Annotated in this window: 18 protein-coding genes; 16 read left to right on the top strand and 2 right to left on the bottom strand. The window is 61.8% G+C overall.

What is annotated here, in order from left to right:
* Positions 1-103 precede the first annotated feature (103 nt).
* The 16 genes from Q390_RS0115360 to Q390_RS0115285 all read left to right on the top strand — a co-directional run bounded on the left by Q390_RS0115360 (position 104) and on the right by Q390_RS0115285 (position 14,749).
* Entirely contained in the window at positions 104-1,057 is a 954-nt protein-coding gene (locus Q390_RS0115360) for an integron integrase (protein ID WP_211250482.1), read from the top strand.
* A gap of 104 nt (positions 1,058-1,161) precedes the next feature.
* Positions 1,162-1,575 carry a gamma-butyrobetaine hydroxylase family protein gene (locus tag Q390_RS0115355; RefSeq protein WP_027996861.1) on the top strand — a complete coding sequence of 138 codons (414 nt, stop codon included), beginning with the start codon at positions 1,162-1,164 and terminating at the stop codon, positions 1,573-1,575.
* A 160-nt stretch (positions 1,576-1,735) separates the two neighbouring features.
* Entirely contained in the window at positions 1,736-2,467 is a 732-nt protein-coding gene (ubiE, locus tag Q390_RS0115350; RefSeq protein ID WP_027996860.1) for a bifunctional demethylmenaquinone methyltransferase/2-methoxy-6-polyprenyl-1,4-benzoquinol methylase UbiE, read from the top strand.
* Positions 2,468-2,506: 39 nt separating this feature from the next.
* Positions 2,507-3,526 carry a Tim44 domain-containing protein gene (locus Q390_RS0115345; protein ID WP_027996859.1) on the top strand — a complete coding sequence of 340 codons (1,020 nt, stop codon included), beginning with the start codon at positions 2,507-2,509 and terminating at the stop codon, positions 3,524-3,526.
* A 48-nt stretch (positions 3,527-3,574) separates the two neighbouring features.
* Complete coding sequence (locus tag Q390_RS18705; protein ID WP_051603284.1) at positions 3,575-4,210, top strand: hypothetical protein; 636 nt, start codon at positions 3,575-3,577, stop codon at positions 4,208-4,210.
* Entirely contained in the window at positions 4,207-5,775 is a 1,569-nt protein-coding gene (ubiB, locus tag Q390_RS0115335; protein WP_027996858.1) for a ubiquinone biosynthesis regulatory protein kinase UbiB, read from the top strand. The genes Q390_RS18705 and ubiB overlap by 4 nt, the downstream gene beginning before the upstream one ends.
* 12 nt (positions 5,776-5,787) lie before the next feature.
* On the top strand, positions 5,788-7,242 hold the full coding sequence (locus Q390_RS0115330) for a high affinity choline transporter 1 (RefSeq protein ID WP_027996857.1): 1,455 nt from the start codon (positions 5,788-5,790) through the stop codon (positions 7,240-7,242).
* 76 nt (positions 7,243-7,318) lie between these two features.
* Positions 7,319-7,672, top strand: a complete 354-nt coding sequence (locus tag Q390_RS0115325) for an FmdB family zinc ribbon protein (protein WP_027996856.1) — start codon at positions 7,319-7,321, stop codon at positions 7,670-7,672.
* Between the two features lie 17 nt (positions 7,673-7,689).
* Complete coding sequence (locus tag Q390_RS0115320) at positions 7,690-8,310, top strand: DUF502 domain-containing protein (protein WP_027996855.1); 621 nt, start codon at positions 7,690-7,692, stop codon at positions 8,308-8,310.
* A 45-nt stretch (positions 8,311-8,355) separates the two neighbouring features.
* Positions 8,356-10,170 (top strand): aspartate--tRNA ligase, encoded by a 1,815-nt coding sequence (aspS, locus tag Q390_RS0115315; protein WP_027996854.1) that lies wholly within the window; start codon positions 8,356-8,358, stop codon positions 10,168-10,170.
* 69 nt (positions 10,171-10,239) lie between these two features.
* A complete protein-coding gene (nudB, locus tag Q390_RS0115310; RefSeq protein WP_027996853.1) occupies positions 10,240-10,719 on the top strand; it encodes a dihydroneopterin triphosphate diphosphatase in 480 nt (159 codons plus the stop codon).
* On the top strand, positions 10,716-11,465 hold the full coding sequence (locus Q390_RS0115305; RefSeq protein ID WP_027996852.1) for an endonuclease/exonuclease/phosphatase family protein: 750 nt from the start codon (positions 10,716-10,718) through the stop codon (positions 11,463-11,465). Before nudB ends, Q390_RS0115305 begins: the two co-directional genes overlap by 4 nt.
* A gap of 61 nt (positions 11,466-11,526) precedes the next feature.
* A complete protein-coding gene (clsB, locus tag Q390_RS0115300) occupies positions 11,527-12,747 on the top strand; it encodes a cardiolipin synthase ClsB (RefSeq protein ID WP_027996851.1) in 1,221 nt (406 codons plus the stop codon).
* Between the two features lie 110 nt (positions 12,748-12,857).
* Positions 12,858-13,583, top strand: coding sequence for a GTP cyclohydrolase I (folE, locus tag Q390_RS0115295; protein ID WP_027996850.1), 726 nt, complete (start codon positions 12,858-12,860; stop codon positions 13,581-13,583).
* Positions 13,584-13,585: 2 nt separating this feature from the next.
* On the top strand, positions 13,586-14,008 hold the full coding sequence (locus tag Q390_RS0115290) for a BLUF domain-containing protein (RefSeq protein WP_027996849.1): 423 nt from the start codon (positions 13,586-13,588) through the stop codon (positions 14,006-14,008).
* 93 nt (positions 14,009-14,101) lie between these two features.
* A complete protein-coding gene (locus Q390_RS0115285; protein ID WP_027996848.1) occupies positions 14,102-14,749 on the top strand; it encodes a LysE family translocator in 648 nt (215 codons plus the stop codon).
* Between the two features lie 100 nt (positions 14,750-14,849).
* Here the strand turns inward: Q390_RS0115285 and putP are convergent, their stop codons facing one another.
* Together putP and putA are read right to left on the bottom strand one after the other, a co-directional pair.
* The gene (gene putP / locus Q390_RS0115280) at positions 14,850-16,340 is read right to left on the bottom strand and encodes a sodium/proline symporter PutP (RefSeq protein ID WP_027996847.1); all 1,491 of its coding nucleotides are present in this window, start codon (positions 16,338-16,340) and stop codon (positions 14,850-14,852) included.
* A 127-nt stretch (positions 16,341-16,467) separates the two neighbouring features.
* Positions 16,468-20,514 carry a trifunctional transcriptional regulator/proline dehydrogenase/L-glutamate gamma-semialdehyde dehydrogenase gene (putA, locus tag Q390_RS0115275; RefSeq protein ID WP_027996846.1) on the bottom strand — a complete coding sequence of 1,349 codons (4,047 nt, stop codon included), beginning with the start codon at positions 20,512-20,514 and terminating at the stop codon, positions 16,468-16,470.
* Positions 20,515-20,530: the final 16 nt, after the last annotated feature.

Genomic DNA, 20,530 nt, shown 5'->3' with positions numbered 1-20,530 from the left:
AGGCAAACCTAAAATTTTGCGGATGACACCGTCTTACGATCGCACTGCACCCACTGCATCTGCCGTGCCAGTGCCGGCCCCAGCACCCAAATTATTGGATCGAATGCGTAATCATCTACGCACGCGCCACTACAGCATTCGTACTGAAACGGCTTATGTCGATTGGGCGCGGCGCTTTATTTTGTTTCATAGAAAACGCCATCCACAGGAAATGGGTGGTGCTGAAGTGGAAGCATTTCTAACGTATTTGGCAGTGGAGCGCCATGTCTCTGCTTCAACCCAAAACCAAGCCAAAGCCGCGATTTTGTATTTGTACAAACAGGTGCTGCAAATCGAGCTGGCGTGGCTCGATGAGGTGGTGCAAGCCAAAACGCCCAAGCGCTTGCCGGTGGTGTTGACGGCCAGTGAGGTGCGCGCCTTGCTGATGCACATGCAGGGCACGACCGGGCTGGTGGCGCAGTTGCTCTATGGCACGGGTATGCGTTTGCTTGAAGCCCTGCGCCTGCGCGTCAAGGATGTGGAGTTTGCGCGGCGCGAGGTGGTGATTCGTGAGGGCAAGGGCAACAAAGACCGGGTGACGGTGCTGCCCGAAAATTTGATACTGCCGTTGCAAGCGCAATTACAAAAGGCGCGTGCGTTGCATGAAAAGGATCTGGAGGCTGGCTTTGGCCGTGTGCATTTACCGCACGCGCTGGCGGTGAAGTACGCCAACGCCGACCGCAGCTGGGCGTGGCAATACGTGTTTCCGTCGCCGGTGCGTTCGGTCGATCCGCGCCCCGACGCCGTGACCGGGCAGCAGTTGGAGCGGCGCCACCACGTGTATCCCGAGTCGGTTCAACGCGCGGTGCGCGAGGCCGCCAAGCTGGCGCAGATCGACAAGCCAGTTAGCCCGCACGTACTGCGCCATTCGTTCGCCACGCATCTGCTGCAAGCGGGCTACGACATCCGCACCGTGCAAGAGCTGCTGGGCCATGCCGATGTCAGCACCACCATGATTTACACGCACGTGCTCAACAAGGGCGGGCGCGGCGTGCTCAGTCCGCTGGATGCGCTGTAGCCACTGGGCGTGGCAACGTCTTTGCGCGGGCGACTGCGGGCAGGCGGGTGGTGATGGGACAATGGCCACCCCTTCCGACAACCTTTCTCTCACAGGTGAATCCCATGGCAGGTTTGACAGCGGGCGCGCCGACGCCGCAATCCATCACGTTGCACGCCAAGTCGCGGGTGCTGGAGGTGGTGTTTTCGGATGGCGCGCAGTTCCGCATTCCGTTTGAGTTGATGCGCGTGTATTCGCCGTCGGCCGAGGTCGCTGGGCATGGACCGGGGCAGGAGGTGCTGCAGACGGGTCAGCGCGAGGTGACGATCACGGAGTTGGCGTCGATTGGCAATTACGCCATTCAGCCGCAGTTTTCGGATGGCCACGAGAGCGGGATTTTCTCGTGGAGTTATCTGTATGAGCTGGGCCAGCGTCAGCAAGAACTGTGGGACGATTATTTGCAGCGCCTGTCCGCAGCGGGTGCTGACCGCGATACGCCGATGCCGCCCAAAGCGGGCAAAGGATGCTCCAGTCATTGACGGGGCTGGATAGGAGTCATTTTTTCACCGTGCATTTACTCTGCTTTTAATAGCATGTAGCGATTTAACCATAAGGCTTAGAGCCTGATTTCATTCAAATAATTGGCGGATAGCCCCATGGATACACGGGGTTGTCACCACACACGCTAGCATCGATACCATGAGTACCACGCATTTTGGTTTTGAGTCCGTAGATGAAAAAGACAAGGCACGCCGCGTGCGCGGGGTGTTTGATTCGGTCGCGTCCAAATATGACGTGATGAACGACCTGATGTCCGGCGGCTTGCACCGTGCCTGGAAGGCCTACACGGTGATGGTCGCCAACCTGCACGAAGGCAGCCAGGTGCTCGACATTGCCGGCGGCACGGGCGACTTGGCGCTGGCGTTTGCCAAAAAGGTCGGGCGCACCGGCCGGGTGGTGCATACCGATATCAACGAGGCCATGCTGCGCACCGGGCGCAATCGGCTGATCGACGCTGGTGTGGTGCTGCCGACATTGGTGTGCGACGCCGAAAAACTGCCGTTCCCGGATGCGCATTTTGATGTCGTCAGCGTGGCCTTTGGCCTGCGCAACATGACGCACAAGGATGCGGCGCTGGCCGAGATGTGCCGAGTGCTCAAGCCCGGTGGCAAATTGCTGGTGCTGGAGTTCTCGAAAGTGGCCAAGCCGCTGAGCAAGATTTATGACTGGTATTCCTTCAATGTGCTTCCCCAGGTGGGCAAGCTGATTGCGGGGGATGCCGAGAGCTACCGTTATCTGGCCGAATCGATCCGGATGCATCCGGGGCAGGAAGAACTCAAGGCCTTGATGCAGCAAGTCGGCTTTGGCCATGTGGACTATCACAACATGACCGGCGGCGTGGTCGCTTTGCATGTGGGAATCAAGTGCTGAATATTGCAATGTTGATTTTTGAACCGCTGGAGAATTGATATGAAGAAATGGTTGCCTGCATTGCTGGTGGCATTCCTGATGGTGGTGCACCCGGACGCGGACGCACGGCGCATGGGTGGTGGCAAGTCGTTCGGGCAGCAGTCCGGCAATGTGACGCAGCGCAATGCCGCGCCGGCCCACAACCCCGGCGCGCCGACGCAAAACGCCAATTCGGCGGCCAACAAGGCCGCGCCGGGGGCCCCGGCGGCGGCAGCACCGAAGAAACCTTGGGGTGCCATGCTGGGGGGGTTGGCCGCTGGTTTGGGTTTGGCGTGGCTGGCGCATTCGCTCGGCATGGGCGAGGGTTTTGGACAGATTTTGATGTTTGCGCTGTTGGCCATGGCAGCGTTTGCCCTCTTCAAGATGGTGATGCGTTCGCGCAGTGGGGCTGGTAATGCGCAAGGGGCGCAAGGGGCGCAAGGCTCGGCGGCACCGTTTGCTTTCCAGGGCGCGGGTGCTGGCTCAGCTTCGCCTGAGACGGCGCCGCTGCCACGCGATTACAGCCCGGACAAGGTCGGCAACGATGCTTCGGCCCGTCCATGGGAGCGCAGCAGTACGGCCTTTGATGGCAGCAAGTCGGCCACCGGTGGCTCGATGATTGGCTCGGCGTTGGCGGGCTCGCAAAACTGGGGCATTCCAGAAGGCTTTGACACCGTCGGCTTCATTGAAGCCGCTAAACGCAACTTTGCCACGCTGCAGTCGGCCTGGGATCGCTCGGATGTAACGATGTTGCGTTCGATGATGACCGATGGCATGTTGACTGAAATCCGCGCCCAGTTGGCCGAGCGCGAGTCGCACCGTGGCGACCAGCCCAACCATACCGAGGTGCTGATGATTGAAGCCCAGTTGCTGGGCATTGAGGACTTGGGCGAGGCCTACATGGCCAGCGTCGAGTTCTCCGGCATGATCCGCGAAGAGCCCTCGTCTGGCCCGAGCCCGTTCCGCGAAGTGTGGAACATGACCAAAGCCAAGACCGGCACCAGCGGCTGGCTCGTGGCTGGGGTGCAAGCCCTGCAATAAGACAGGCCAACAGCGCTGCGCGCGCAGTTCGGGGAATAATCGAGGACTATGGCAACACAGTCCCCTTTTTCTTTTCTTGGCCGCGCTTTTGAGCGCCTGGCCGCCGTTCCACCACCGCCGCAGTGGCTTTTGAGCAAGTTGCAGCCGCCGCCTTGGCTGGTACACGAGACGCAGCGCCGCGTGGTGCTGTTTTTGAACCATGTGCTGATGCAGGAGAGCGCTGCCACCGAGCGCTTGCGCCGCCAGCAAGGCCGCGTGGCGCGCATCCAGTGGCGTGGCTTCTCTATGGCGCTGCTGGTGACGCCGGCGGGCTTGTTTGATTTGGCACCTGAATTTGCCGTGCCGGATCTGCGTTTGCAGGCCACGCAGACTTCGCCCCTGGATTTGGCCCAGACCGCGCTGCGCGGCGATAAGCCCACGGTGCGCATTGAAGGCGATGTGCAGTTGGCCGCCGACCTGCAGTGGCTGGCCGATAACGTGCGCTGGGAGGCCGAAGAAGATTTGGCGCGGCTGGTGGGCGATGTGCCGGCGCACACCCTGACAGCCGTGGCGCAGCGCGCAGCCCAGGCACTGCGCCAGTTTGTCGGCGCGCGCGTCGCGCCTGCAGCCCACGCTTCTACCGCTATGCGGAACGAATACCCCGTCGTCGGTCCGATTACCGAGCACGAGCGGAAAGCGCCATGAAACGATTTTTTCGGGGTGCCACCATTGTCTGGGTGGTGCTGCGCTACGGCCTGGATGGCTTGGTATTGAACAGTTTTCAGCGCCCTTGGTTGCACGCGCTGGCCCGGGTGGTGTCGGTGGGGCGCAATCTGGAGGCGCCGCGCGGCCAGCGCTTGCGCGAGGCACTGGAGCGGCTGGGCCCCATTTTTGTCAAATTTGGCCAGGTGCTTTCGACCCGGCGCGACCTGATGCCGCCCGACATTGCCGACGAGCTGGCGCTGCTGCAAGACCGTGTGCCGCCGTTTGACTCGGCCATTGCCGTGGCCACCATTGAGCGCGCCTTTGGTCGTCGGGTGGAGGAGATTTTTGTCTCGTTCGAGCAGGTGCCGGTGGCCAGCGCCTCGATTGCCCAAGTCCACTTTGCCACCCTGCGGGATCGCCATGGCCAGTTGCATGAGGTGGCGGTGAAGGTGCTGCGCCCAGGGATGTTGCCGGTGATCGACAAAGACCTGAGCCTGATGCGCATGATGGCCGGCTGGGTGGATAGTTTGTCGGCCGACGGCAAGCGCCTGAAACCGCGCGAGGTGGTGGCCGAGTTCGATACCTACCTGCACGACGAGCTGGACCTGGTGCGCGAGGCCGCCAACGCGGCGCAGCTGCGGCGCAATATGGAAGGCCTCGATCTGGTGGAGATTCCGATCATTCACTGGGATTTTTGCCACCCCGAGGTGATGGTGATGGAGCGCATGAACGGCGTGCCCATCAGCCAGGTGGAGCGCTTGCGCGCGGCCGGCGTGGACATCCCCAAGCTGGCACGCGATGGCGTGACGATTTTTTTCACGCAGGTGTTTCGCGACGGCTTTTTTCATGCGGACATGCACCCTGGCAATATCCAGGTCAGTCTGGCGCCGGCGACGTTTGGCCGCTATATCTCGCTGGACTTTGGCATCGTCGGCACGCTCACCGAGTCGGACAAGGAATATCTGGCGCAGAACTTCGTGGCGTTCTTCCGGCGCGATTACAAGCGTGTGGCCGAGCTGCACATTGAAAGCGGCTGGGTACCACCCGAGACGCGGGTGAACGATCTGGAGTCGGCGATTCGCACGGTGTGCGAGCCATACTTTGACCGGCCTTTGAAAGAAATCTCGCTCGGTATGGTGCTGATGCGCTTGTTTCAGACCTCGCGGCGCTTTCAGGTCGAGATCCAGCCGCAGCTGGTGTTGCTGCAAAAAACCCTGCTCAATATCGAAGGTCTCGGTCGCCAGCTCGACCCGGAGCTGGATTTGTGGAGCACCGCCAAGCCGTTTTTAGAGACCTGGATGCTCGATCAAATGGGGCCACGGCGCCTGCTGCGCGAGTTCAAGGCCGAGGCGCCGCACTACGCTAAATTACTGCCCGAGTTGCCGCGCCTGCTGCACGGCTACCTGAGTCGCCAGCCAGTGCAGCAACAGCAGCGCGAGCTGCGCGAATTGCTAAAAGAGCAAAAACGTACCAATCAATTGTTGCAAAGTTTGGTGTATGGCGGTGTCGGTTTTGTACTGGGCTTGTTGGTGATGCAGTGGGTGGTACGGGTGCAGATTTTCTAGCCGGAGGCGAGGATGTTGGTTGCTTTTATCGTCCTGTATCTCCTGGCCTCAGTGGTCATCGGCTTGTACGCGTCCACGCGCGTGCACAACACGGCCGACTATGCGGTGGCCGGGCGCAGTCTGCCGCTGGCGGTGGTGATTGCCACCACCTTTGCCACCTGGTTTGGCTCGGAGCTGGTGCTGGGGGTGTCGGCACGGTTTATCGGGGGCGGCTTGAGCGAGGTGGTCGAAGACCCGTTTGGTGCCTCGATGTGCCTGGTGCTGGTCGGGTTGTTTTTTGCCTACCGCCTGTACCAGAAGAACCTCATCACCTTGGGTGATTACTACCGCCAGCGCTTTGGTCGCACGGTCGAAGTGGTGTGCTCGGGCATCATTATTTTCAGTTACCTGGGCTGGGTGGCGGCGCAAATCACCGCCCTGGGTCTGGTATTCAACCTGATCACGCAAGGCGCACTGCCGGTCACTGTCGGCATGGTGCTCGGCACCGTGGTGGTGCTGGTTTACACCTTGTACGGCGGTATGTGGTCGGTGGCCATGACCGATTTCGTGCAGATGATCGTGATTGTGGTCGGACTGGCCTTGATCGCCTGGTTTGCCGCTGACCTGGCGGGTGGCGCTGGCAAGGTGATCGATTTTGCCGCGCGCGAGGGCAAGTTTCGCTTTTTCCCCGTCAATGGGGGCGTGAAGGAGTGGACGTTTTTCTTCGCTGCCGCCATCACCATGATGCTGGGCTCGATTCCACAGCAGGACGTGTTCCAGCGCGTGATGTCGTCCGACAGCGCGCGCACCGCACGGATTGGCCCGGTCATCGGCGGTCTGTTGTACCTGCTGTTTGCTTTTGTGCCGATGTTTGTTGTCACTGCGGCGGTCATCGTCATGCCAGAGACGGCGCAACAGCTGCTCAGCGACGACCCGCAAAAAGTGCTGCCGACGCTGGTGATGGAGCGGATGCCGCTGGCCTTGCAGATTGCCTTTTTTGGCGCGCTGTTGTCGGCCATCATGTCCACCGCCTCGGCCACGCTGCTGGCGCCATCGACCACGTTTGTCGAAAACATGCTGCGCAACCTGCGCCCCGGCATGAGCGACGCGGCGACGCTCAAGGCCATGCGCATTTCGGTGGTGGTGTTTACGGCCATCGTGCTGGTGTATGCCATCACCATGCAAGGTACGTCGATTTACGAAATGGTCTCGGGCGCCTACCAGGTGCCGTTGGTGGGGGCGTTTGTGCCGCTGGTGTTTGGTCTGTATTGGGAGCGGGCCACTACCCAGGGCGCCTTGTCCGCTGTGCTGCTGGGCCTGGGCGTATGGCTGCTGTTTGCCGCCCTGCCGGTGCTGTCGCAGGCGTTTCCGCAGCAACTGGCCGGCGTGCTGGCTGCTCTGCTGGGCATGGTGGCGGGCTCGCTGCTACCGCAGTGGGCAACCGACCACAAAGGCCATGTGCACCACTACAAAAGCACGGTGGCCTGAGCGGCGCCGGCTGCAGCCAGCTGGAAGGGGAGCAGCCGCCTATAATTTGAGGTTTTGCTTTATCGCCTGGAACGACATGCCTATATACGCCTACAAATGCGGCTCCTGTGGCCATGCCAAGGATGTGCTGCAAAAAATGTCCGCCGATCCGCTGACCACCTGCCCCGAATGTGGTGCCGAGACCTTCACCAAGCAGCTGACGGCCGCCGGCTTTCAGCTCAAGGGCTCGGGTTGGTACGTCACCGATTTTCGCGGCGGCAACAGCGGCGCCGGTGCCGCGCCCGCGTCTGGCGCTACTGATGCGCCAGCTGCCGCCAGTGACAGCCAGATTGCTGCCCCGGCTGCGGCCAAGGACGCGCCTGCCAGCACCGCCGCCCCAGCGGCAGCCGCTGCTGCGCCCGCTGCCTCTGCGGCCCCCAGCGCCAGCTGACTACACCCGGTTTTTGCATGGCGCACTTTCGCAAATGGCTGTTTACCGGATTGCTGGTGATCGTTCCCGGAGCGATCACTATCGCCGTGCTCAACTGGATCGTTGGTCTGCTCGACCAGACCTTGCTGATCCTGCCGGGCGCCTGGCACCCGGACAAGCTGCTGGGTTTTCATATTCCCGGCTTTGGCGTGCTGCTGACTTTGCTGATTCTGTTGGTGGTGGGCGCTACGGCGAGCAATTTTGCCGGCCGCAAACTGGTGCAGTGGGGCGACGCTTTGGTCAGCCGCATTCCGGTGGTGCGCTCGATTTATTCCAGCGTCAAGCAGGTCTCAGATACCGTATTTTCCGAGAGCGGCAACGCCTTTCGCACTGCCGTGCTGGTGCAGTGGCCGCGCGAAGGCGTCTGGACGGTGGCTTTCATCACGGGGGCGCCCAATGGTGAAGTCGCCGCTTACTTGCGTGATGAATTCGTCAGCGTCTACGTGCCGACCACGCCCAATCCGACGGGCGGTTATTTTGTGATGGTGCGCAAGAGCGAGTGCGTCGAGCTGGAAATGAGCGTCGATGCTGCCCTGCGCTATATCGTTTCCATGGGAGTGGTGGTTCCCAGCGATCCGTTGCTGGCCGCTTCCCGTTAATCTTTTTTTATCCCTTTGCGCCGACAACGGCGCCAGAAATCTGCCATGGCTATGCGTTCCCACTATTGCGGTCTTGTCACCGAAGCCCTGTTGGGCCAAACCGTCACCCTGTCGGGCTGGGTTAACCGCCGCCGCGACCATGGCGGTGTTATTTTTATCGACCTGCGCGACCGCGAAGGCTCAGTGCAAATCGTCTGCGACCCCGATCGCGCCGAGATGTTCAAAATCGCCGAAGACGTGCGCAACGAGTTTTGCGTGCAGGTCAAAGGCTTGGTGCGCGCCCGTCCTGAAGGTACCACCAACGACAATCTGCCCAGCGGCAAAATTGAAGTGCTGTGCCACGAGTTGAACGTGCTGAACGCCTCGGTCACGCCGCCGTTCCAGATCGACGAAGACAACCTGTCGGAGACGACGCGCCTGACGCACCGTGTGCTGGACCTGCGCCGCCCGTACATGCAAAACAACCTGAAGCTGCGCTACAAAGTGGCGATGGAGGTGCGCAAGTTCCTTGACATCAGCGGCTTTATCGACATCGAAACGCCGATGCTCACCAAAAGCACGCCCGAAGGCGCGCGTGATTATTTGGTGCCCAGCCGCGTGCACGACGGCCAGTTTTTTGCGCTGCCGCAGTCGCCCCAGTTGTTCAAGCAACTGCTGATGGTGGCCGGCTTTGACCGCTACTACCAAATCACCAAGTGCTTCCGCGATGAAGACCTGCGCGCTGATCGCCAGCCTGAATTTACGCAGATCGATATTGAAACCTCGTTCATGGACGAGCAAGAAATCCGCGATCTGACGCAAGACATGATCAAGACCGTGTTCCAGAACACGCTCAACGTGGACTTGGGTGATTTCCCGGTCATGACCTACCAAGACGCGGCGCACCGCTTTGGCTCGGACAAGCCCGACCTGCGCGTCAAGCTCGAATTCACCGAGCTGACCGAAGTGATGAAGGCGGTGGACTTCAAGGTGTTTGCCGGTGCCGCCAACATGAAGAATGGCCGCGTCGTCGCCCTGCGCGTGCCCGGTGGTGCGGTCGAAGGCAGCGGCCTGTCGCGCAGCGAGATCGATGCCTACACCGAGTTCGTCAAAATCTACGGCGCCAAAGGCTTGGCTTACATCAAGGTCAACGACCTGAGCAAGGGCCGTGACGGCTTGCAGTCGCCCATCGTCAAAAACATCCAAGACAGCGTGTTGACCGAAGTGTTGGAGCGCACCGGCGCACAAAACGGCGACCTGCTGTTCTTTGGTGCCGACAAAGAAAAAATCGTCAACGACGCTATTGGCGCGCTGCGCATCAAGATCGGCCACAGCGAGTTCGGTAAGAAACACGGCCTGTTTGAAGACCGCTGGGCACCGCTGTGGGTGGTGGACTTTCCGATGTTCGAGCACGACGAAGAAAACGACCGCTGGGTGGCTGTGCACCACCCCTTCACCGCGCCCAAAGACGGCCACGAAGACTACATGGTCACCGCCCCGGAGAAGTGCATCTCCAAGGGCTACGACATGGTCTTGAACGGCTGGGAAATGGGCGGCGGCTCGGTGCGTATCCACCGTGCTGACGTGCAGCGAAAAGTGTTCGATGCGCTCAAGATCACGCCCGAAGACGCACAGCAAAAGTTTGGCTTCCTGCTGGACGCGCTGCAATACGGCGCGCCCCCGCACGGCGGCTTGGCCTTTGGTCTGGACCGCATCGTCACCATGATGACCGGCGCCGAGTCGATCCGCGACGTGATCGCCTTCCCGAAAACCCAGCGCGCCCAGTGCCTGTTGACGCAAGCACCATCGCCAGTGGACGAAAAGCAGCTGCGCGAGCTGCACATCCGCTTGCGTAACCTGGATGCGGTGAAGCCTGTCTGAGGGGCGGTTGCCGGTTTGGATGAAGCAACTGGGCGCCTTCGGGCGCCCTTTCTTTAGCAAGGAATAACCATGGCATTGGGGAATAAAAACTACAAAATTCCCCAGTCCGTGCTGGTGGTCATCCACACTGGGGCGTTGGAGGTTTTATTGATTCGGCGTACCGACCCGGCGCCCGATGGGTCGGTGTTCTGGCAGTCGGTGACGGGCAGCAAGGACACACTGGCGGAGGCGTGGCAGACGACGGCGCTGCGCGAAGTGCAGGAAGAAACCGGCATCGACGCCACGGCACCGGGCCATGTGCTGATCGACTGGCACTTGGAGAATGTCTACGCCATCTATCCGCAATGGCTGACGCGCTATGCGCCCGGGGTGCTGTACAACACGGAGCATCTGCTGAGCCTGCAAGTGCCCGACCAAACCCCCATCACTTTGAATCCGCGCGAACACACGGCGTGTGGCTGGTGGCCCTGGCGGGAGGCGGCAGATCGCTGTTTTTCATCCTCGAATGCCGAGGCTATCCTGTTACTGCCACAATTTGTTCCACGATGACCACTCTGCTCAATGACTCCGGCATTCTGCGGGTCGCTACTTACAACATCCATAAAGGCGTGTCGGGTATTGGCCCGGCGCGTCGCTTGGAAATCCACAACCTGGGCCACGCCGTCGAGCAGCTCGATGCCGACATCGTCTGCCTGCAGGAAGTGCGCAAGATGAACCGCAGCGAGGCGCTGTATTTCAAGCGCTGGCCCGACGTGTCCCAGGCTGAATTTTTAGCCCCGGAAGGCTATTCGTCGGTGTACCGCACCAATGCCTTTACCAAACACGGCGAGCACGGCAACGCCCTGCTGACGCGCTGGCCGGTCATCGGCCACCAGCACGAGGACATATCTGACCACCGCTTTGAGCAGCGCGGCCTGCTGCATGTGCAGGTCGATTTGCAGGGCAAGCATGTGCACGTCATCGTGGTGCATCTGGGGCTGATTGCCGGCAGCCGGGTGCGCCAGGTGCAGCGCATTCGCCAGTTCATTGAGCGTGAAATTCCGGAAAATGCGCCGCTCATCGTCGCCGGCGACTTCAACGATTGGGGTCTGCAGATCAAGACCGCCCTGGCGCGTTTTGGCCTGATCGAGTTCGACGCCACGCAGGCGCTGACCTACCCGGCGCGTCTGCCGCTGGTGCAGTTGGACCATATTTATGTGCGTGGCCTGACGCCGCTGGGCCTGAAAGTGCCGCGTGGACGCATCTGGTGGCGCATGTCCGACCACCTGCCGTTGATCGCCGAGTTTCGGGTGTAGCTTTGGGGGCAGGGACTGCCATGTTGCAGTGCCCGCCGCATGGCACAACAAGGACACACATTTGAAAAAAGGCCTCAACCTGGGAGATGGGCACTGCGTACAACTGCTGCAGGGAACCGTGGAGCTGTTTCCGGCGCTGATCCGGGCCATCGATGAGGCCCGTGTCGCCATCCAGTTGGAAACCTATATTTTTGACTTGACCGGCGCTGGCGCGGATGTGGCCGAGGCGCTGGTACACGCGGCGCAGCGCGGCGTACACACCTGTGTGCTGGTGGACGGCTTTGGCACTGCACCCTTGCCGCCAGCATGGGCCGAGCGTTTTCAGACCGCCGGTGTGCAATACCGCGTGTATTCGCCCCTCGGGCCGCTGGGGCTGCTGCTGCCACAGCGCTGGCAGCGCCTGCACCGCAAGCTGTGCGTGGTCGATCGCCAAGTGCTGTTTTGCGGCGGCATCAACGTACTGGACGATTTTTACGATCCCAACTACGGCGCGCTGGAAGCGCCACGTTTTGATTTTGCCGTGCAGGCCAGCGGCCGCTTGGCCAGCCAGGCCAGCGATGCCATGGAGAAGGTGTGGCGGCGCATCCAGGCCGTCAGCGAGATCCGCCACCACCACCTCAGTAGTGCACTGCGCTCGTTGCGCGCCGCCAGTGTGGCTAGCGCTGCGCAGCGTGCCGGGCGCAAGGCCGCCAGCGGTATGCGCGCTGCGTTGGTGCTGCGCGACAACCTGCGCGACCGCACCCGGATTGAAAAATCCTACCTGCGTGCGGTCGGTCTGGCACGCGAAGAAATCATCATTGCCAATGCCTACTTTGTGCCCGGACGCAAGCTGCGCCGAGCCCTGGTGCTGGCGGCGCAGCGCGGCGTGCGCGTGCGCCTGCTGCTGCAGGGGCGCTACGAATACTTCATGCAGTACCACGCCGCACGGCCGGTGTATGGCGCGCTGCTGGCCGCAGGGGTGGAAATTCATGAGTACGCACCGAGTTTCTTGCACGCCAAGGTGGCCGTCATGGACGCCCAGACGTCTCGCCCCTGGGCCACAGTAGGCTCGTCCAACTTGGACCCGCTGTCGCTGCTGCTGGCGCGCGAGGCCAATGTGGTGATTGAAGATGCCGGCTTTGCGCAGGATTTGCGCCAGCGGCTGGTGCAGGCCATGGACCGCGCCGGACGCCTGCTCGATCCGGCCAGCTATGCCTTGCGTCCTTGGCGCCAGCGCGCGCTGGATTGGGCGGCCTTTGGCATCATGCGCACCGCCCTGTGGGTGGCTGGAAAAAGTTACTGAGTGCGGGTCTTTTACTATATTTTTAATAGCTATCAGCGCTCGCTGTATATGCGTTAGATGGCAAAAGCCCTTGTAACCTGCGAAATGTGGTTCGCTGGTACGATGGTGGCATGTTCAGATCACTTGCTGCCGACATGCATCCTGCCACCAGCGACGAGGGAACGCCTGTTTCCGTCAAGATCCGTGAGCGCCTCACGGCTGCGCGCAAGCGCTTTAACGCCAACGATAACATTGCCGAGTTCATCGAGCCGGGCGAACTCGACCTGCTGCTCGATGAAGTCGAAATCAAGATGCAGGGCGTGCTCGACAGCCTGGTCATCCACACCGAGGGCGACCACAACACGCAGAACACGGCGCGCCGTGTCGCCAAGATGTATGTGAATGAGGTGTTCAACGGCCGCTACGTGCCGCCGCCCGCCATCACCGAATTCCCCAACGCCGAGCACCTCAACGAGCTGATGATCGTCGGCCCGCTCACCGTGCGCAGCGCTTGCAGCCACCATTTCTGCCCGGTGATGGGCAAAATTTGGATTGGCGTGATGCCCAACGAACACACCAACGTGATTGGCCTGTCCAAATACGCGCGCTTGGTCGATTGGATCATGGGCCGCCCGCAAATCCAGGAAGAAGCGGTGGTGCAACTGGCGGACCTGATCATGGAAATGACCCAGCCCGATGGCTTGGCCATCGTCATGGAAGCCAGCCACTTTTGTATGTCGTGGCGCGGTGTGCGCGAGCTCGATAGCAAGATGCTCAACTCCGTCATGCGCGGTGTCTTTTTGAAAGACCCCAACCTGCGCCGCGAATTTTTGTCACTCATCCCCGGAAGAAACTGACCATGTTGGTACGCCTGCTGTACGCCAGCCGCGCGGTGGACCCTTCGCCCACCGCCATTGAAGCCATCCTGACGCAGTCGCGCCAGCACAACCCGCCCTGCGGCATCACCGGCATCCTGTGCTATGGCGGCGGCATCTTTTTGCAGGCCATCGAAGGCGGGCGTTCGGCCGTCAACGAGCTGTACGGCCACATCCAGCGCGACCCGCGTCACAAGAATGTTGAGCTGCTGAGCTACGAAGAAATTGCCGAACGCCGCTTTGGTGGTTGGACGATGGGCCAGGTAAATCTGTCCAAGCTCAACCATTCCATCTTGCTCAAATACTCCGAAAAGCCCGAGCTCGACCCCTACGCCGTGTCCGGCAAAGTGTCGTTTGCGCTGCTGGAAGAGTTGATGGCCACCGCCTCCGTCATGGGCCGCGCCTGAAGCCTGTCTGACGCGCCCGCATTTTTTCAGACCGCAGCCCACCTTGAGTGCGCTGCGGTTTTTTGTTGTTCGCTTTCATTGCACACTTTCCCCATGCTTTCCTACGACACCTTGCTGGCGTTCTTTGGCGTCTCGCTGCTGCTGGCGCTGACGCCCGGCCCGGACAATATTTTTGTGCTGCTGCAGTCGGCGCAGCGTGGCTGGCGTGCCGGGATGTGCGTGGTGGTCGGCCTGTGTTTGGGCTTGTGCGTGCAGACGGCGGCGGTGGCGCTGGGACTGGCGGCGGTATTTGCCGCGTCGGCGCTGGCGTTTACCTTGCTCAAGAGCGGCGGCGCGGCGTATTTGGCGTGGTTGGCTTGGCAAGCATTGCGTGCGCCGGTGTCGGTGAATCAGGCGGCGGACGTTGATACCGCTGCGCCCGCGACGCCGACCACCAACGCCGCGCGCATGGTCGGGCGCGGGGTGGTGATGAATTTGACCAACCCCAAAGTGCTGGTGTTTTTCTTGGCTTTTTTGCCGCAGTTTGCCGAGCCGGCGCGCGGCAGTATGGCGTTGCAAATCATGCTGCTGGGCCTCATTTTTATGCTGGCGTCGCTGCTGGTGTTTGGCGCGATTGCCTGCTTTTCGGGCGCGTTTGGTGCCTTGTTGCAAGGCTCGGCGCGGGCGCAAAAGTGGCTCAACCGCGCCGCTGGCTTGGTGTTTCTCGGTCTGGCCTTGCGCCTACTGGCCGTAGAGCGTTGATGGGGCTATTAAATCAATAGCTGCTAGCGCTTTAATTTAAAGGATTTGAGAGTTAAAACACTCTTAAACCCTTTAAAGACGTGCGCTAGCAGCTATCTTTTTATAGTCCTAGTGCCAGCACTTCGGCGTCTACTTCGCTGTGCTTTTTCAGCATGGTCTTGGACAGCTGGCCCATGCGGCTGACCACCACGGCGGCCAAAGTCGCCAACACAAAGCCGGGCACGATTTCGTACAAGCCCAAGCCGATGTAGTTTTTCCAAACCACCACCGTGACCGCGCCGACCAAGATGCCGGCCAGTGCGCCGTTGCGCGTCATGCGCGACCAGAACAGCGACAAAATAACCACCGGGCCAAACGCCGCGCCAAAACCGGCCCATGCGTAGCTGACCATGCCCAGCACTTTCGACTCGGGGTTGCTGGCAATGGCGATCGCCACCAGCGCAATCATCATCACCATGGCACGGCCGACCCACACCAATTCGGTCTGGCTGGCGTTTTTGCGCAAGAAGGTGCGGTAGATGTCTTCGGTCAGCGCGCTAGAGCACACCAGCAATTGGCACGACAAGGTGCTCATCACCGCCGCCAAAATAGCCGCCAGCAACAGACCGGCCACCCACGGGTTGAACAGCTGTTTGGCCATTTCGATGAACACGGTTTCCGAGTTGGCGTTCACCGCTAACGCACCACCGCTGTGCGTCAAAAAGTACGGAATGCCGACAAAGCCGACCGCCACCGCGCCTGCCAGGCACAAAATCATCCACGTCATGCTGATACGGCGTGCCGCCGGAATGATGGCTGCCGATTCAGCCGCCATAAAGCGCACCAAAATGTGCGGCTGGCCAAAGTAGCCCAAGCCCCACGCCAGCAAGGACACGATGCCGACAAACGAGGCGCCGCGCATCATGTCCAGCTTGGCCGGCTCCATCAGGGCCGTGAACGATTGCTGCGGCTCCAGACCATTGGTGACGGCCAAATAGCCGACCACCGGAGCTACGATCAGCGCGGTAATCATCAGCGAGGCCTGGATGGTGTCCGTCCAGCTGACGGCCAAAAAGCCACCAATAAACACATAAGAGATGGTGCAAGCCGCGCCGACCCACAGGGCGGTTTGGTAGGGCATACCAAACATATTCTCGAACAGGCGCGCGCCGGCCACCACGCCCGAGGCGCAGTAGATGGTGAAGAACACCAAAATCACCAGCGTGGTCAGCACGCGCAGCAACTTGGCGTTGTCTTCGAAACGGTTGGCAAAGAAGTCGGGCAGCGTCAGGGCGTTGCCCGAGCGCTCGGTGTACAGGCGCAAACGGGCCGCGACAAAGCGCCAATTCAAATACGCGCCCATCACCAGACCGACGCCAATCCAGGCCTCGCTCAGGCCGGACAAATAGACCGCGCCGGGCAGGCCCATCAGCAGCCAGCCGCTCATGTCCGACGCGCCAGCAGACAGCGCGGTGACGAAGCTGCCCAGACTGCGGCCGCCCAAAATGTAGTCGTCGAGGTTGTTGGTGCTGCGATAGCCTAGAAAACCGATGAACAGCATGGCAAACAGGTAAATGCTGAACATGATCACAGTGGGATCGGTGAAGTTCATGAAAGTCTCTCGTGGTGGTGGGAGGAGGACAAGCGGGCGCGCGCTGCGGTGTCGGCAGCGCGCGGAGCCGGTTTGCCGGACGGGAAGTGTGAGGCGGTAGAGCAGTAACGCGGGCTGGGGAAAACGCTTAACCCATGGTCATGAGTTGTGCATTGCCGCCAGCGGCTGCCGTGTTGGTGCTGATGCTTTGCTCGTGCAGCAGCGCGCTGACGTCGTACAGCGTGCCATCGGCCAGTTGTGTGCTGCTCAGGCTTTCGATGCGCAGCAGCGCACCGGGGCGCTGCGCCATTTGCGCTGCCAGCCGTTGCAATGCGTCACCGTCGCCTTCAAACAGCAGCGCGCCCAAGGGTGCGGCCTCCAAAATCTGCGCGCGGTCGCGTTGCTCGACATAGGCCAATACTTCGGCGGGCAGTGCGGCCAGCGCTTGCGCCACCGGGCTGTTGGCGGCGGGCGGTGCCAGCCACAGCGGGTTGCCGCTGGCCAGCGCCGCCGCCAGCTGGTGCAGCAGGCCGACGGCAGTGTGTGGCTGCGCCCACACCGCGCCGCGCGGCAGCAACTGGTAGCGGTTGGTCTCACCGGTCGGGCCGGGCAGAGTGAAGATTTGTCCCAGCACGCTGTGCGCCGCATAGCTTTGGCACGCGGCCAGCGTGTGCGCGGCATCGCCGCTGCTGTACCAGCCGGGCAGGGCAGCAAAGGCTTGGCCCTGCAACGCGGCAATCAGGCTGTGCAGCGCGCGCAGCGGTGCGATGTCGCTCGGCTGGGGCGTGGGCACTGGGGAAATGCTGCGGTTGATCGGCATGGCGGGCAAAGCCGACAGCGCCGCATTGCCCTGCGCCGTGCAGGTTTGCAGCAGGCGGTACAGGTACAGTGGCCCGCCGGCTTTGGGGCCAGTGCCCGACAGGCCCATGCCGCCAAACGGCTGCACGCCGACGACAGCGCCAATCACGTTGCGGTTGACGTAGATATTGCCGGCCTGCACTTGGCGCGTGACTTGGGTAATGGTTTCGTCAATGCGGCTGTGCACGCCAAACGTCAGGCCATAGCCGGTGGCGTTGATGGCGTCCAGCACCTGCGGCAAATCCTCGCGGCGGTAGCGCAAGACATGCAAAACCGGGCCAAACACCTCACGCTGCAAGCGCTCGATGCTATCAATTTCAATCATCGTCGGCATGACGAAATGGCCTTGGCCGGCGCTTTCGTCGCGCGCCATGCGCGTCACGCGCTGGCCTTGGGCTTGCAGTTGCGCAATGTGCTGCTCAATTTGCGCGCGGGCGTTGTCGTCAATCACTGGGCCTATGTCGGTGTGCATCTTGTCGGGGTTGCCCATGACCCACTCGCCCATCGCCAAACGCACCATCTCGATGACGCGGTCAGCGCCTTCTTCTTGCAGGCACAGCAGGCGCAGCGCCGAGCAGCGCTGACCCGCCGAATCAAACGCCGAGGCCAGCACGTCGCCGACCAGTTGTTCGGCCAGTGCCGACGAGTCGGCCACCAGCGCGTTTTGCCCGCCGGTTTCGGCAATCAGCGGAATGCTCTGGCCCTGCGGGCTCAGGCGCTGCGCCAGCTTGTGCGCAATCAGGCGCGCGACTTCGGTCGAGCCGGTAAACAGCACGCCGGCCACTTGCGGGTGCGCTACCAGCGCCGCGCCGACGCTTTCGCCGTCACCCGGCAGCAGTTGCACGGCACCCGTCGGTACGCCAGCACTGTGCAAAATTTTCACCATCTGCGCGGCGACCAGCGGGGTTTGTTCGGCTGGTTTGGCCAGCACGCAATTGCCGCTGGCCAGTGCAGCCGCGACTTGGCCGGCAAAAATTGCCAGCGGAAAGTTCCACGGGCTGATGCACAGCACCACGCCCAGCGGGCGGTGGGTGGCGTTGTCAAACGTGGCCGCGACTTGGGCAGCGTAGTAGCGCAAGAAGTCCACCGCCTCGCGCACTTCGGCGATGGCGTTGGGCAGCGACTTGCCGGCCTCGCGCACGATCAGGCCGAGCAGGTTTTGCGTCTCTTGCTCCAGCAGGTCGGCGGCGCGTTGCAGGCAGGCGGCGCGCTCTTGCGGCGGCGTGCCGTGCCAAATTTGTGCGGTGTTGGTGGCGCGGCTGACCGCCTGCTCCACGTCCTGCGCCGTAGCTGGGCGCACCCAGCCCACGGGGTCGCGCGTGTCTGCCGGATTCAGCACCAGCTGCCAACCGTCGGCGTTGTCGAACGTGATGGGCGCAGCGCCAGCCTCGGCCACCGGTGCGGTGTACAGGGTTTGCGTGCTGCGCAGCAGGCCGACCGCCAAGGAGGCCAATTGCTGCTCGTGCGCCAAGTTCAGGCCCGAGGAATTGGGCCGCGACTGCACGCCCAGGTCGGCAAACAGCTGGCGCGGCAGGGCAATGCCGGCGTGCGGTGCGCCCAGTTCGCCGCTGTGGGCTTGGATTTGCAGGGCTTCGGTGACCGGGTCGGTCACCAGCTCAGACACCGGCACGTTGACATCGCCAATGCGGTTGACAAACGAGGTGTTGGCACCGTTCTCTAACAGGCGGCGCACCAAGTAGGCCAGCAGCGTTTCGTGCGTGCCGACCGGGGCGTAAATGCGACACGGCCTGGCCAGTTTGCCCTCGCTGATGGCGCCGGTGACCTGCTCGTACAGCGGCTCGCCCATGCCGTGCAGGCACTGGAATTCGTACTGGCCGCTGTAGTAGTTGTTGCCCGCCATCTGGTAGATGGAGGCAACGGTTTGCGCGTTGTGCGTGGCAAATTGCGGGTAGATGGCGTCGGGCGCAGCCAGCAGTTTGCGCGCGCAGGCCAGGTACGCCACGTCGGTGTAGACCTTGCGCGTGTAGACCGGGTAGCCCTCCAGACCGTCGAGCTGCGCGCGCTTGATTTCGCTGTCCCAATACGCGCCTTTGACCAGTCGAATCATCAGCCGGTGGCTGCTGCGCCGCGCCAAATCAATCAGGTAGTCAATGACAAACGGGCAGCGCTTTTGATACGCCTGCACCACAAAACCGATGCCGTTCCAGCCTTGCAAGCTGGGGTCAAAACACAGGCGCTCCAGCAGGTCGAGCGACAGCTCCAGCCGGTCGGCTTCTTCGGCGTCGATGTTCAGGCCAATGTCGTATTGGCGCGCCAGTTGCGTCAGTTGCAGCAACCGGGGCAGCAATTCGTCCATGACGCGCTCGCGCTGGGCGCGGCTGTAGCGCGGGTGCAGCGCCGACAGCTTGACCGAAATGCCCGGCCCCTCATGGATGCCGCGCCCGTGCGAGGCCTTGCCGATGGCGTGGATGGCCTGCTCGTAAGAGGCCAAATAGCGCGCCGCATCTTGCTCGGTCACGGCGGCTTCACCCAGCATGTCGTAGGAGTAGCGAAAGCCGGCTTTTTCCAGGGCGCGGCTGTTGGCCAGCGCTTCGGCGATAGTTTGCCCGGTGACAAACTGCTCGCCCATCAACTTCATGGCGCGGTGCACGCCTTGGCGAATCAGCGGCTCGCCGCCCTTGCCAATTAGGCGCGTCAGTGAGGTGGTCAGGCTTTTTTCGCTGCTGGTCGAGGTCAGCTTGCCGGTCAGCATCAGCCCCCACACCGCCGCGTTGACAAACATCGAGGGCGAGTTGCCCAAGTGTGAATGCCAGTCGCCATGGCTAATTTTGTCGCGGATCAGCGCGTCGCGTGTGGCGTTGTCGGGGATGCGCAGCAGCGCTTCGGCCAAGCACATCAGCGCCACGCCCTCTTGGCTGGAGAGCGAAAACTCTTGCACCAGCGCCTCAACGCCGCCGGTGTCTTTTTTATTGCGCAAGCCTTCGACCAAACGGGTAGCCAGCGTTTGTGTGGCACTGCGCTGCGCCGCATCGGTGGTGTGCGCCAAGGCCATCAGCATCGGCAGGCATTGCGGCTCGGGGCGGTGCCAGGCGGCGGTGATGGCGGCGCGCAATTCGGTTTGCGGCAATACGCTTTGCGCCCAATCCAGAAAAGGTTGCACCACGGTATCACCGCTGGGCGCGGCGGCGTCGCCTTCGTCGGCAGCGGTTGCACCGGTGGTTCCTAGCGGCAACAAGCCACGTTCAATTTGATCGACGTACTGCAATACCGCTTGTTTGATGAGCCAGTGGGGCGTGCGGCCTTGCTGGGTGGCCGCCTCTTTGATGCGGCTGCGCAGTGCTTCGTCGACCTTGAGGCCGAGCGTGACGGTAGACATGGGTTGCACCTTCTGG

The sequence above is a fragment of the Simplicispira psychrophila DSM 11588 genome (assembly GCF_000688255.1).
GTDB lineage: Bacteria > Pseudomonadota > Gammaproteobacteria > Burkholderiales > Burkholderiaceae_C > Simplicispira > Simplicispira psychrophila.
The sequence above is the reverse complement of the archived record's forward strand: the minus strand, read 5'-3'. Positions and strand labels throughout refer to the sequence as shown.